The organism is Myroides sp. NP-2, from assembly GCF_014145665.1.
Classification (GTDB): domain Bacteria; phylum Bacteroidota; class Bacteroidia; order Flavobacteriales; family Flavobacteriaceae; genus Flavobacterium.
This window is the reverse complement of sequence record NZ_JACHTD010000012.1, coordinates 85,771-99,800: the sequence shown is the minus strand read 5'-3', so window position 1 is coordinate 99,800 and position 14,030 is coordinate 85,771. Positions and strand designations below refer to the sequence as shown.

Below are 14,030 nucleotides of genomic sequence, written 5' to 3'. Positions count from 1 at the left end.
TTTTTTATTGAATTACCATCTCCACACTTGGGGTTCTTCTTTCCAAACGAGTAATCGAAATTCTTCGTATAAATCACTGGTACCAATGGTATGTGTATCGCGTATTCCCTTGCCGAGGACTAATTTGTGTAAAGTACCTGAGTAGGTACCAACCCATAGGGTTGTTTCATCTTCAGACACAGCAATGCCGCTTATTGTACCTCCCAAAAAGTGCTGCCACACTTCTTCACCCGCTTGATTGATTGCGCGAATGTAACCATAAGCATCTCCTAAAACATAGTAATCTTCCAAAGCAACGCCTTGGTACACGCGCATATTCTCATCCATATAAACAAAATCCTCACTATCTTCATAGGCTTCTACACGCATCCCGTCCAACTTTGTACCATCTACGCCAATGGTTATTCCATTATAGAAATGACATGAGTTGGTAATCAATTGACTGTCATCTTTGGAAAACAGACAAAAATGCGGATAAGACGATTGAGGACCAACACTTCCTACCTCCTCCCCGTTGGCAGTCAAGATGCGGTGGTCTCTCCCTTGATCGCCTACTACGATATAGGTATTATCATGTGATAGGGTGGCATTTTCCATATCAATAGAAAGTTCATACCCCTCTTTTTGCGCTTCTTTTCTCTCCTCTTCTGTGTATAGGGGATGAATAAGCTTTTGCTTCTGTTCTTCTAGCAAATATATTCCTTCCATCGAAAGGAATAAAACGCGCTTTCCATCGTTAAATGGGATGAGTTTTGAAATACCTATTTGAGTGAGATCCCCTAATGGAAATTCCGCAAGTATAGGACCACTCCAACCTTGTTGAGTTACTATTTTATCCGCATAGGCAATAGCCATTACATTGTTTTGCATGGATTTTCCCAATCCTTTAATTTGCTCGTCTAGTGGACGAACAGAAGTCCCAGATACCAAGTAAGCCGTTCTGCGTTCGAAAGAAGTTCCCGCTAAAAAAGCAACCGTATGAGCATCAATCGCTACGAGATCACCAATATATTGGGATTTTGTTTCTAGAAATGGGATTAAAGGCGTGTAAGCCGGTGGAAAGTCTGCTCTAAAAGCATCTACTGTATCTTCTAAATTGGCTTGCTTCAGGGCTTCAAAGACTAGCTCTCCCAAATGATCTCTTTTGTCTTCTGCTTCTTCTCCTTCCCATTTATCCCATCCGTGTTCATTGCCAAAAGCAACCATCTCATTAATCGCTTTGGCGTATTGTTCTCCTTTTAAAAACCACTCTCTTTGTGGGGTTATCGTTTTTTTGACTTCTTGTTTCATCCTTCCTTTTTTTATTCTTGATAAAGGTAGTTTTATTTCTGTTGTATCATTATCCCTAAAAATGTGGATATTCCATACAGAAAGAGCGTCACTTTGTTTAAGGCGAATCTCTCTTTTATCCGCTATACCTGCTCCCCTTTCATCATCTTCGACCAATATAAGTATGGCAAGAAATGTTTTTTGAGCATCCATAAACGCCAATGTTCCTTGTGACTGGAAAATACCAACATCTGCTTCAATTTGGGATCGGGAATAAATTCATTTTGGTAGTTGAACTCTGCCAGTACCATTTTGCCATAACCCGTTACGAGTGGGCAAGAAGAATAACCATTATAGCTTTTATTAGTAGCCGCTTGGTTTTGAATTAATCGCATAAGATTATCCACGACTACGGGTACTTGTTTGCGAATTGCCGCTCCCGTCTTTGCCGTTGGCAATCCAGCTACATCTCCTAAACCAAAGATGTTGTTATACTTGTTGTGCTATAAACTATGGTGATCCACATCTAACCAACCAGCTGCATTGACTAAATTGGAAGTTTGGACAAATTTTGGAGCTGTTTGAGGAGGTGCCAAATGCAAGAAATCAAAGGGCATAGCCACCACTCCTTCTGCTAATACTTGGGTTTGTTGATCGTCCGAGGTCACAAAGCAATGATTATCTTGTGCATTCGTTGGTTTAAAATAGGCTATTTTCGCTTCTGCATCAATTCGAATAGGATTGTGCAACGGCATAAAATCAATCTGATAACGCTCAATCACTTTCAATAAAGTATCGGCAATTATTTTAACGCCAAAAATTACACTCCCTGGCATGGGAAAATAGACCTTTGTTTTTTTATCTATTCCTTTCTTTCGAAAGTAATCACAAGCGAGATACATGATTTTCTGAGGCGCACCGCCACATTTGATTGGCGTACTGGGTTGCGTAAATATAGCTGTACCTCCTTCAAAGGCTTGCAGTTGTTTCCAGGTGTATTCAGGATCAATATAATTGCTGCAAACCACTCCCTTTTCGACGGCTTCTGCTAAGCCTTCAATTAAAGAATAATCATTGACTAACCCTGGGCACACCACCAAATAATCGTAAGTTATGGTGCCCTGTTTATTCGTTTGAATCGCCTGATTATCGGCATCAAAGCGAACTACTTCTTCTTTGATCCAGGTAACGCCTTTGGGAATCAGGGATCCCATGGGACGAATAGTTTTTTGCTTGTCATACGCACCTGCGCCGACCAAGGTCCAAGCGGGTTGGTAATAGTGTAGATCTGCAGGGTCTACCAAGGCAATTTCTAAATTCGGGTCTCGCTTTTTTAACTGGGCCGCGGTCATAATACCCGCAGTTCCCGCTCCTATAATAAGGATTTGATAATGCTTTTTCATGGGGTGAGTTTTTAGTTTGATACTCCAAAATAGGCATTAATATTGGAATAGTATGTAACAAATGTTACTGATATTGTGTGATTTACTTCTTGTATGATTTTGATGAAGTTAAATAAAATCTCCCTCCTATTGGCGCTATGCCATCGTTTTGATTAACCATTGGTCTATATTCCGTATCTTTTCCTCCTCTACTTGATAGGCTTGAGCATAGGATGGCCATTGTTGAACGAGTGTCAAGCAGTTATCGATAAGTTGCGCTGGGTTTCGAATAGAATTTTGTTCTGCAATAGCGATCAAATCTGCTCGTTTAAAATCCTTACGCTTTCCATTAATACTTAAGTTATGTTGACTTACCCATACACTATCCGGGCGATAAGCAAAGCAAATATCATAAGCAGGTGCTAATTTCCACTTGCCTTCTTGTGTCATCAAAAAAGAAAAGTTTTTGGTGTGATCATCACAGTTTCGCGCAATCACGTTAAAAATCATTCGCTTAAACATTTGTTCCGCTTCCGCATAGGACAATCGCAATTGACGCATGGTTTGAAAGACTTGCTCATAGCTATAGGAGGTAATATTCGCAAAGTCGTAATGCTGTATGGCACAAAGCGTTTGGCTGTGAATTTTTTGGTTGCCTTTTATTCGATCAAAGCGCTTGGTCATAAAATGCACACGATTATTTTCTTCGATTAAGCGCGATTCCATCATTTCAATCCCGAAATCGGTAGCCATTTTATAATACGCCATTTCTACACGACCATAGCCTTTAGATTCTCCAAACTGCACGTCACTGACTTCGTCAAACTTGATGATCCAATGTTCAAAATCGGAATCTACAAGAGCTTGTCCCGATTTGATTTGTCCTGTTTTTTCGTTATAGGCAATAATCGCTTTGGGGCGTGCACCTCCTGCTGATGTTCCCATTTTTAATACATCCATCATCACATCCTCCATATTGGCTTGGGTCTGAATTGAAATATTTTCTTTTTTCTCCAAAAGCAATTTAGTGGTTTCAATTAATGCCGTCAGTTCAATATCATAAGAAGGGACTTCTTTGATCAAGGTAGGTTCAAACGATAGCGCGCCCATGCCTCGTTTACCGATGAAACACAGTAGTTCCACCGGATTTAAACTATTGTCTGGGCGTCCTTGTCGAGCCAGCCATGCGTTAATCAACTCCTTTCCGTATCGATCAGGTAAAGCATCTGCTAGTAAACCGGGTAAACCTTTAAAGGTTTCACTATCGCGAAACTCGGGAAAGCTGTAAATTCTATTTTTTGTTGGCATTTTGAGTGGAGCAATAGGAAACTGCTCTAAATTAAATTTAGGATCATATTCAAAGCTGGCGATTCCTCTCTGTGCATCCCAGGCTACAGCACCTACCAACTGACCATATAGTCGAACAAAAGCTGTTGTTACCATCCTAAATCAGTATTATCCGGATTATCCTCCCTTAGTTTAGACGCGCGTTGGCGTTTTTTCTTCTCTCCTTTAGCTAATTGCAATGGACTTAATTCATCTCTTACTTCAAAAGACTGTAAAACGTACAAGGCATCCAAGGTGCGCAAAATTTTAATTAAGTTAACTAAAGATAGATTGTCCCCTCGTTCGATCAAGCTCAATGTTGAACGACTAATTGCCGCTTGTGTAGCTACCTCGTCTTGGGTTAGATTTTGCTTGATTCGCGTTTGTTGGATAAACAATCCAATCTGTTGGAGTATTGCTTTATCCGAAAGTACACTAATGTCCGATATATTACTCATAAGAATCGAATTTAACTATTAATAAATGAAATATCACTCATTAATTAAAAACTATATCTAATGTATGAAAAATAAGTCAGTAATACAACTAAGTTGTTTTAATGAATGATTTAGTGGACAATAAATATTTTGTGTAGTATATCTCACCTGGTTTATATTTTGTTTTGTGTTCGATGAATCTTTACTTTGCGCGGTTTGTTCTTTGCGCGGTTTGCACGGTTTGTTAGTTGAACGGTTTGTAAGATAATTGTGCTTTACAACGAGCATCGAACGACGAGCAAAGAGCGACGAGCAAAGAGAAACGAAATTTGCACGGTTTATCTCACCTGGTTTATATTGGTTTTGGTGTTTGATGAATCTATGATTTGTTATTTGCGCGGTTTGTTATTTGCACGATTTGCACGGTTTATCTCACCTGGTTTATATTTTGTTTTGGTGTTCGATGAATCTATGATTTGTTCTTTGCGCGGTTTGTTATTTGCGCGGTTTGCACGGTTTATCTCACCTGGTTTATATTTTGTTTTGGTGTTCGATGAATCTTCGCTACGCTACGATTTGTTAAATCTCTTCGTTTGTAAGATAATTGTGCTTTACAACGAGCGACGAGCAAAGAGCAAAGAGCAACGAGCGACGGGCAACGAGCGACGGGCAACGAGCGACGAGCAAAGAGCAACGAGCAAAGAGCAAAGAGCGACAAGCAAAGAGAAACGAAATTTGCACGGTTTGTTAGTTGTGCGGGTTATTCTTTGTGCTATATAGTCAATTTTGAATCTACAATCACTCGCCTAGTGAGACAAAACAATTTGTTGTTTGTATTAAATAAAAGCTACTGTTTTATTAGTTTAAATTTTTAGTTAAAACAAAAATAAACAGCACTAAATCAATTATTTAAAATAAAAAATAGTTTATTTTTATTCATCACTTAAACCCCAACCCGTCCATGAATAGAAGAGAAACTTTAAAACCCATCCTAGCAGTCGATATGGATGAAGTTCTTGCGGATTCTATTACTTTACTAGTAGAGCAATACAACAAGGCTTACTCCACTCATCTAAGCAAACAAGATCTTTTTGGAAAAACTATTTATGATTGTTTGCCTTTTTCTCACATCTCCTTTATCAAGGAACAACAAAATAGGGTGAATTTTTATCAAGAAGTAGCTGTTATAGAAGGTGCACAAGAGGGCATCGCAATTCTTTCAGAAAAATACGATATTTATGTTGTTTCAGCAGCTTTAGAATTTCCTCTTTCTCTAGCTTCACGCTGTACTTTTATAGCCAAAAACTTCCCTGAATTAACGTGGAAAAAACTGATTTTTTGTGCGAATAAACCTATAATTAAAGCGGATATCATATTGGATGATATGACGGAAAATTTAGTTGGATTTGGCGCAAATGGTTTTCTATTCACAGCGTATCACAACGCTAAGATCGATTATCCCAATCGACTAAATTCTTGGGAAGAAGTGGTAGAACGATTGGGTTAAACTGTTGTACCTCTTTCTTCCAATTCAAAGTTGAAGATTCACCAAAATAAAAGGATGCCCTTTTGGACACCCTTTGTATATTATTCTCCTTTTTTCGCACGTCTTGCACGCGCTAAAAGTGTATTTTTTAGTAGCATGGCAATGGTCATCGGACCAACTCCTCCTGGTACTGGGGTGATGAAGGCTGCTTTTTTGCTTACTTCTTCAAAGTCCACATCTCCAGCAATTACATAGCCTCTTGGTGCGTTTTCATCTGGAACGCGTGTAATTCCCACATCCACTACTGTTACGCCTTCTTTTACCATATCTGCTTTTAAGAAATAGGGTACTCCTAACGCAGAGATAATGATATCCGCTTCTCTTGTAATAGCAGCGATATCTTTGGTACGGCTGTGTGTTAAGGTAACCGTTGCATCTCCAGGGTATCCTTTTCGGCTTAGCAAAATACTCATTGGGCGACCAACGATATGTGAACGACCAATTACGACCACGTTTTTACCTGCAGTTTCCACTTTGTAGCGCTCTAATAACTCCATAATTCCGTATGGAGTTGCTGGTAAGAACGTTTCCATTTCTAAGGCCATTTTACCAAAGTTTGTTGGATGGAATCCATCAACGTCTTTGTCTGCATCAACCGCCATCAAGATTTTTTGCTCGTCAATGTGTTTGGGCAAAGGCAATTGAACAATATACCCATCAATCGCAGGATCTTCATTCAATTCTTTAATCTTTGCCAATAACTCTACTTCTGTTGTTTCTTCAGGTAAAGCGACTAAAGTAGATTCGAATCCAATTTGTTCACATGATTTTACCTTACTTCCAACGTAAGTTAAACTTGCTCCATTGCTTCCCACAAGCACTGCTGCCAAATGAGGTACTTTTTCTCCGCGTGCTTTCATTTGTTGAACTTCAGCAGCGATCTCGTTTTTGATATCTTCTGATACCTTTTTTCCGTCTAGTAGTTGCATTAAATCGTAATAATTAGTGTGTTGTTGTATGTAAAATAAAGAAGGTTTAAACTTCATTGTGAACCTTAAACCTTCTTTTTAATTTTTATTGCATGCCTTTCATTTGCCCCATCATTCGCATCAAATTCTTTCCTTTTGCTCCTTGCATCATCTTCATCATTTTACTCATTTGATCGAATTGTTTCAACAATTGATTGACTTGTTGGATATCCGTACCTGATCCTTTGGCGATACGTTGTTTTCGCTTTGCATCTAGAACAGATGGTGTTGCTCTTTCTTTTGGTGTCATCGAGTGGATAATCGCTTCGATGTGTTTGAACGCATCATCTTCAATTTCGACATCTTTCAATGCTTTTCCTACTCCTGGTAACATTCCGACTAAGTCTTTCATGCTACCCATTTTTTTCACTTGTTGGATTTGCGATAAGAAATCGTCAAAACCGAACTCATTTTTCGCGATTTTCTTTTGGATTTTACGCGCTTCCTCCTCGTCGTATTGTGCCTGTGCACGTTCCACTAAGGAAATAACGTCTCCCATCCCCAAGATACGATCAGCCATACGTTCTGGATAGAATACGTCAATCGCATCCATTTTCTCTCCTGTTCCGATGAACTTGATCGGCTTATTCACTACGGATTTAATAGAAATCGCAGCTCCACCGCGTGTATCTCCATCTAATTTTGTAAGGATTACCCCGTCAAAATTCAGACGATCATTAAATGCTTTAGCTGTATTTACAGCGTCTTGTCCTGTCATGGAATCCACAACGAACAAGGTTTCATGTGGCGCAATTGCTTTGTGAATATTGGCAATCTCCGTCATCATCTCTTCATCAACGGCCAAACGACCAGCTGTATCGACGATTACGACATTAAAACCATTTGATTTCGCATGTTTAATTGCATTCTCAGCAATTTGAACCGGATTGTTGTTTCCTTCTTCTGAATATACTTCTATTCCTAATTGCTCCCCTACAACGTGCAACTGATTAATAGCCGCAGGACGATATACGTCACACGCTACCAATAACGGTTTTTTGTTCTTTTTTGTTTTTAAGAAGTTCGCCAATTTACCCGAAAAGGTTGTTTTACCTGATCCTTGTAAACCTGACATTAAGATAACAGAAGGATTACCCGATAGATTAATTCCAGCAGCTTCCCCCCCCATCAATTGCGTCAATTCGTCTTTCACGATTTTGATCATCAATTGACCCGGTTGAAGCGTAGTCAATACATCTTGTCCTAAGGCTTTATCTTTTACTTTATTCGTAAAATCTTTGGCAATCTTAAAGTTAACGTCGGCATCTAAAAGGGCTCTACGCACCTCTTTTAAGGTATCTGCCACGTTTACCTCTGTAATTTTACCATGTCCCTTAAGAATATGAAAGGCTTTATCTAATTTATCGCTTAAATTATCAAACATATCGGTATTATTTACTACTTTGAAGCGCCAAAGATACTATATAACTCCTTAAGTCACAAAAAGCAAAAGCAGGAAAATAGTCTTTTTTAAAAATAATATCGTCTGCACTGTTATTTTCTTCTCTTTTTAGGGAAGAAACAGCAGGTATTGCTGCCTTGTTTTTCGCACCATAAAGCTTTTTATTGCTATTGGAAACTCCATTTCCGCGATTTATTTCGTACCTTAATTGGATGAACTAGAATTATTCCACTATGAAAAAAGTAATCTTCCTTCTATTCATCTTAACGATGCAGGCGCCTCAAGCGCAAACGATAGATGATCAAATTGAACAAATTAGACAAGCACATGAGATTCCCCAGTTGACCTATGCGGTGATTACCCAAGACAGTATTCTCAGCTTGGGAACATCAGGCACACACAAAAGTACAGATACGCGTAACAATGCGTCCTTGGTCGACTATTTTCACTTGGGATCCAACTCCAAAGCGATCACCGCTTTTATCGCGGCTACCCTCGTTCAAAAGGGGCTTATTAGCTGGGATACAACCTATTTCGATTTATATCCTGAGGCAAAAAAACAAGCCAAACCCGAATATTACAAGGCTACTCTTGCTGATTTTCTGTCGCATCGTGCAGGGGTTCACGCCTATACTAATGGTACAGAACGATTAGCTCTTCCACCTTTTTCGGGAACAAAACAACAGCAGCGAACCGCTTTTTCTCAGTTTGTGCTGACTCAAGATCCCATTGAAACAAAAGAACCGTACTTCTATTCCAATGCAGGATATTCGACTGCGGCATCCATGCTGGAAAAAGTAACGAACAAATCATGGGAAACACTAGTTCAGGAAATTTTAGGAGACGAACTACACCTCAACTATGTAATCGGATGGCCCAATCGAAACTTAGAGGATCAGCCTTGGGGACATGCCTTGTCCGAAGGAGAACTAACTCCTGTTCCACCGACATTTGAATACGACCTCAGCTTGATTGAACCTGCTGGTGATTTAAGCATGACTGTCTTCAGCTACATCAAGTACATTCAGCTCAATTTAGCTGGTCTTTCAAGGGCAAACAACGTACTTTCTGCCGCTTTGTATCGCGATTTATTTAGTACAAAACACCCCTATTCCTTAGGATGGGTAGTGACAAAAAAAAGCAAGCAACTACAATATGAACACGCCGGTTCTGATGGTACGTTCTTCTCCTACTGTTTGATCGATACCACTTCACATAAAGCCTATATTCTACTAGCGAATAGTGGAACACCTCTAGCGCAAGAAGGTGTTGCGCAAGCATTAAAAGTCTTGCGCCAACACTTGTAGATTCTTCCCTTTTTAACGATTTCATTAACTTGACAGGGCTAAAGCAGCCCTGTCATTACGCCAATTCAAACTCCACAATCCTTTGTCGATTTCCTTTTGTGTCAATCACATCCATACCAAAAAAATCAAAACCATTGCGTTTGAGGTCTTCCGGTGAAATAATTTCTCCTGAGATCAATTCAATTTCCCCTTCTTCATTTAAAAATTCTTCCATTTCATCGTCATAATCAATACCATAATACGCATAGACGAGGATTTCAAATTCCGTTTCTCCACCTAAATGCAACGGTTGTAGTTCTCCCTCCCGTTGTTTGAGTATTTCTTCTTCATATTCATCACAAAATAGCGCATCATAGCCGTGCTTGGCATAATCAAAAAGGAGAATACGCTCCTTGGTTTGGCAATCTTCTGCATAGATCACAACAGGAAAATCGTCTTGATCGACCAACAGTTTTATAGCTTCGTCATAGGTTCCACAATAGTAGAGCTTAAACTTTCTTCCTCCTGTGGTGGATTGGATTTGTCCCCTCCATTCGATATCAATCATGTCTTGAAAATACAAAGGTTCTTCATAGGTTACAACATCGTTTAAGTACGTTGGGGCTAAATAAGTTGATGGATTTTTCATATGCAATAGGTATTAAAAGAGCAAGGTACTTCTTTTTTGAAGCACAAAAAAATCGAATTGTACCTCTGCGAATAATATGTAATTTTGCAACAATCAAATACAGAACCATGTCCACGCCCGATGTAGCTTTTAGACGATTTCAATCGGATATTCAATCGATCAACAAACCACAAAAATTCACGTTTCCTTTTTACTACGAACCTCATCCTTTGAGTATTGTTGCTTGTGAAGAATTACAACGAGAGCTAGAAACTAACGAAGCACTCCTTTCTCTTTTTGATCCTTCTCATCCGTTGTGCTTACCTGCGGGTAAAATGTTTGGGGTATTGATTGTAGAGAACCAGGCGGGTGAATTGGGTTATTTACGTGGTTTTTCCGGTAAACTGGGGCCTTATACGCATTTGGAAGGTTTTGTTCCTCCTGTTTTTGACTTGTGGAATAATGATAGTTTTTTCACTAAAGGCGAAGTGGTTTTAAACGCGATCAACGCCCAAATTGACAAGCTACAACAAGATGGCATTTATCGAAATGCCAAGCAATTGCTTCAACAGCAAACGACCACGGAAAAAGAGGCAATTGCAAATAAGAAACAGTCCCTCAAACAATTGAAAAGCGAGCGAAAAGCTCTTCGTGAAGAACGAGAAAGTCAACTTAATTCGATTGAATTTGAAGCATTTAACGAAGATCTAATCAAACAAAGTTTACGCGACAAGCATGAATTGCGCGTATTAACTGCCTATTGGCAAGAGCAAATTGAGGCGACTCAACAAATAATTTGCGATTTTGACGCCGAGATCAACCGATTAAAAGAGGAGCGCAAACAGAAGTCGAATGCCCTACAACATCAGCTATTTCAGCAGTATCGCTTTCTCAATTTCAACAAAGAAGAACAAGATTTGCTCGATATTTTTGAAAAGACAACCCTGCAACAACCGCCAGCTGCTGCAGGAGATTGTGCGGCACCTAAGTTGTTGCAATACGCCTACCTCAACGATTTAAAACCAATTGCCATGGCTGAGTTTTGGTGGGGAGAATCGCCAAAATCAGAGATTCGAAAACATCAACACTACTACCCGGCTTGTAGAGGTAAATGTGAACCTATTCTCGGTCATATGCTACAAGGCCTCGACGTAGAAGACAATCCGCTACTGCTGAATCCCGAGTTACAACGGCCTATTGAAATAGTATATGAAGATGAGGATTTGGCCATTATCAATAAGCCGGAGGAGTTTTTAAGTGTTCCTGGAATATACATTCAAGACTCCGTTTATGAACGTATGAAAATTCGCTATCCAAAAGCAACGGGACCTCTTATTGTTCACCGTTTGGATATGGCAACTTCGGGTATTTTAATTATTGCTAAAAACAAAGAGGCACATAAGGCACTACAGAGTCAATTCATCAAAAAAACGGTAACCAAGCGCTATGTAGCGCTTTTAGATGGGATCGTTCAGGAAGACGAAGGATTCATCGACTTACCCTTGCGCGTCGATTTAGAAGATCGTCCCCGTCAAATGGTGTGTTTTGAACACGGTAAACCCGCTAAGACAAAATGGGAAGTTATTGAACGCAAAGACGGAAAAACCAAAGTTTACTTCTATCCCATTACGGGAAGAACCCACCAACTGCGCATGCATGCCTCTCACCCCATGGGGTTAAATACTCCTATTGTAGGCGATGATTTATATGGGACCAAAAACACACGCCTCTTCTTACACGCAGAAGAAATTGCGTTCCGACATCCTAGAACCTATGAAACGGTACGCTTTCAAGTGAAAGAACAGTTTTAGGTTTGTTTTGAGGTTGATTGAGAATTTAAACAACAACGTGCAACGAGCAAAGTGCAAACAAAAAAACCAAAATTCCGTATCTTTAACTAAAAACTAAGGTATGGCAGATAAAAAAGCACAACTACGACTACACAAAAGAATTGCAACGGGTTTATTTCTAGCGATGGCATTTGTTTATTTCAGTATGGTTTATCTGCTCAAATACGCTCCTATGGCATGGATGGGCTATGTCAAAGCGTTTTCAGAAGCCGCTATGGTGGGTGCATTAGCAGATTGGTTTGCGGTAACGGCTTTGTTTAGACATCCTATGGGATTAAAAATTCCACATACCAACCTCATTGAAAATAAGAAAAATGACATTGGAGATAATCTCGGGAGTTTTGTTACGGATAATTTCCTTACCCCAACGAGTATTCGCCCGTATATCAATAAATTAGAAGTTGCCACTTTTCTTTCCAATTGGTTAAAACAGCCCAAAAGCCAACAGCTAATTGAACGAGAAATAGGCTTTTTGATTCAGACGATTTTAATGGATTTAGACGATCAAAAGGTCATTGGTTTTTTCACTCAAAAAGCCCAAGAAGGGATGGATCAGATTCAATGGCAACGCCTTATTTCACAAGGACTTCAATTTGCTATCGACCAAAATGAACACCATCGATTAATTACTTTGGTCCTACCCAAAATTCAGGTGTACGTGGAAGAACACCGAACGGAAATTTACGAACAAATCATAGCGAAAAAACCTTTATTGGGGTTGATTGGCGGAAAAACGGTAACCAACCAATTAATTAAAGGCTTACTAGCCTTCTTAGCCGATATTGAACATGACGAACAACACAAGGTTCGTCAAGAAATCAGCTTACAACTCCATCAATTAGCTCAGGATATTGCCTCTTCTCCAACTTGGAAAAACAAGATCAACGAAACGATTCATCAATTTATTACGGAAGATATACTACATCAATACCTTAGCGATTTCTGGAACAACAGTAAGCAAACCCTTTTACAGCAACTAGAAGAGGCGGATTCTCCTTTGCGCGCCTATGTACGCCAGGCGATTCAATCCGTTGCGACTAGCCTCGAAAACGATCAAGAGCTACAACAGCGCTTAAATCAATGGACACAAGTCACGCTCTATCGCTTAGCTTTGCGCAATACGCAAGAAGTAGGCACGTTAATTCGCACCACCGTTGATCAATGGGATGGGCGTGAACTCAGCGATAAACTCGAACTGGAAGTGGGAAAAGACTTGCAATTTATTCGAATTAACGGAACCTTGGTGGGAGGTTTAGTCGGATTACTAATTTACTGTATCACCCAGCTTTTGTAAACACACAAATCGATTGCGAATGTGGTCTGTCAACATCTTTTGAACTTGAGGGTCCGATTCCGTTTGCTTCAAAAAGTCAAAGTAAGACAATAATTCACGGGTTCTCCCAGGAGAAAGGGTAATATTGGCTGTACTCAAAAAGGTATCAAAAGAAATATGGGCCGCACATACATAGTCAAAGAGGTATTCTTTACCTCCTCGTTCTAATAGTTCTTGGGCAAGCAGATGGTAGTTGGTAAACACGGAGAAACTCACTTGAGCGACTTTGCCCAACTCAATGAATAAATCGCGAATGAGGTTTATATTCACGGTGTGAATCTGATCACATACAATACTGGCAATTTGTTGTCTAAAGATGTAATTCTCGTCTTTAAACTTAGCCCCGAATTTTCCGTTCCATTTTAGTTCCAACCAATCGCGATCAGTAGGATTGTAATTTTCAATAAAGCTCTGGATTTCAACATATTCTACCGACATACTCCTGTTTTTAATTTATATTTCCCCTTGGAGCTAAGGTAAGACATAAATTTTTGTTTGAATTTGTTCACTGGACTTTTTACAAAATAAAAATTATACGCTGGACTACTCCTTGCTAACTAATTAATACACAATCCAAAAAGGAATACATTGAGTCAAATTCAA

General features: G+C 39.5%; 12 protein-coding genes and 1 pseudogene. 5 read left to right on the top strand and 8 right to left on the bottom strand.

Going from position 1 to position 14,030, the window contains the following annotated elements:
* Window positions 1–12: 12 nt before the first annotated feature.
* From H4K35_RS12355 to H4K35_RS12340, 4 genes and pseudogenes are all read right to left on the bottom strand, one after another.
* Window positions 13–1,290: a hypothetical protein gene (locus H4K35_RS12355; RefSeq protein WP_182628272.1), complete on the bottom strand. Its 1,278-nt coding sequence runs from the start codon at window positions 1,288–1,290 to the stop codon at window positions 13–15.
* 122 nt (window positions 1,291–1,412) lie between these two features.
* Window positions 1,413–2,672, bottom strand: a pseudogene (locus tag H4K35_RS12350) (FAD-dependent oxidoreductase).
* Window positions 2,673–2,807: 135 nt separating this feature from the next.
* A complete protein-coding gene (locus H4K35_RS12345; RefSeq protein WP_182628271.1) occupies window positions 2,808–4,094 on the bottom strand; it encodes a type II toxin-antitoxin system HipA family toxin in 1,287 nt (428 codons plus the stop codon).
* The gene (locus tag H4K35_RS12340) at window positions 4,088–4,435 is read right to left on the bottom strand and encodes a helix-turn-helix domain-containing protein (protein ID WP_182628270.1); all 348 of its coding nucleotides are present in this window, start codon (window positions 4,433–4,435) and stop codon (window positions 4,088–4,090) included. Before H4K35_RS12340 ends, H4K35_RS12345 begins: the two co-directional genes overlap by 7 nt.
* Before the next feature lie 345 nt (window positions 4,436–4,780).
* On the opposite strand from H4K35_RS12340, the gene H4K35_RS12335 reads away from it, so the two are divergent.
* The gene (locus H4K35_RS12335) at window positions 4,781–5,194 is read left to right on the top strand and encodes a hypothetical protein (RefSeq protein WP_182628269.1); all 414 of its coding nucleotides are present in this window, start codon (window positions 4,781–4,783) and stop codon (window positions 5,192–5,194) included.
* Window positions 5,195–5,375: 181 nt separating this feature from the next.
* Complete coding sequence (locus tag H4K35_RS12330) at window positions 5,376–5,921, top strand: 5'(3')-deoxyribonucleotidase (protein ID WP_182628268.1); 546 nt, start codon at window positions 5,376–5,378, stop codon at window positions 5,919–5,921.
* Between the two features lie 80 nt (window positions 5,922–6,001).
* Here H4K35_RS12330 and H4K35_RS12325 read toward each other — a convergent pair whose 3' ends face one another.
* Window positions 6,002–6,889: a bifunctional 5,10-methylenetetrahydrofolate dehydrogenase/5,10-methenyltetrahydrofolate cyclohydrolase gene (locus H4K35_RS12325; protein ID WP_182628302.1), complete on the bottom strand. Its 888-nt coding sequence runs from the start codon at window positions 6,887–6,889 to the stop codon at window positions 6,002–6,004.
* 85 nt (window positions 6,890–6,974) lie between these two features.
* The gene (gene ffh / locus H4K35_RS12320; protein WP_182628267.1) at window positions 6,975–8,312 is read right to left on the bottom strand and encodes a signal recognition particle protein; all 1,338 of its coding nucleotides are present in this window, start codon (window positions 8,310–8,312) and stop codon (window positions 6,975–6,977) included.
* A gap of 251 nt (window positions 8,313–8,563) precedes the next feature.
* Between ffh and H4K35_RS12315 the strand changes: the two genes are divergently transcribed.
* Window positions 8,564–9,637, top strand: a complete 1,074-nt coding sequence (locus H4K35_RS12315; RefSeq protein WP_182628266.1) for a serine hydrolase — start codon at window positions 8,564–8,566, stop codon at window positions 9,635–9,637.
* A gap of 55 nt (window positions 9,638–9,692) precedes the next feature.
* Here the strand turns inward: H4K35_RS12315 and H4K35_RS12310 are convergent, their stop codons facing one another.
* A complete protein-coding gene (locus H4K35_RS12310; protein ID WP_182628265.1) occupies window positions 9,693–10,265 on the bottom strand; it encodes a hypothetical protein in 573 nt (190 codons plus the stop codon).
* Window positions 10,266–10,372: 107 nt separating this feature from the next.
* Here H4K35_RS12310 and H4K35_RS12305 point away from each other — a divergent pair, with 107 nt between their 5' ends.
* Together H4K35_RS12305 and H4K35_RS12300 are read left to right on the top strand one after the other, a co-directional pair.
* A complete protein-coding gene (locus tag H4K35_RS12305; RefSeq protein WP_182628264.1) occupies window positions 10,373–12,055 on the top strand; it encodes a pseudouridine synthase in 1,683 nt (560 codons plus the stop codon).
* Between the two features lie 100 nt (window positions 12,056–12,155).
* Window positions 12,156–13,388 (top strand): DUF445 domain-containing protein, encoded by a 1,233-nt coding sequence (locus H4K35_RS12300; RefSeq protein ID WP_182628263.1) that lies wholly within the window; start codon window positions 12,156–12,158, stop codon window positions 13,386–13,388.
* On the opposite strand, the gene H4K35_RS12295 is transcribed toward H4K35_RS12300, so the two are convergent.
* Window positions 13,359–13,865: a hypothetical protein gene (locus H4K35_RS12295; protein WP_182628262.1), complete on the bottom strand. Its 507-nt coding sequence runs from the start codon at window positions 13,863–13,865 to the stop codon at window positions 13,359–13,361. The genes H4K35_RS12300 and H4K35_RS12295 overlap by 30 nt on opposite strands.
* Window positions 13,866–14,030: the final 165 nt, after the last annotated feature.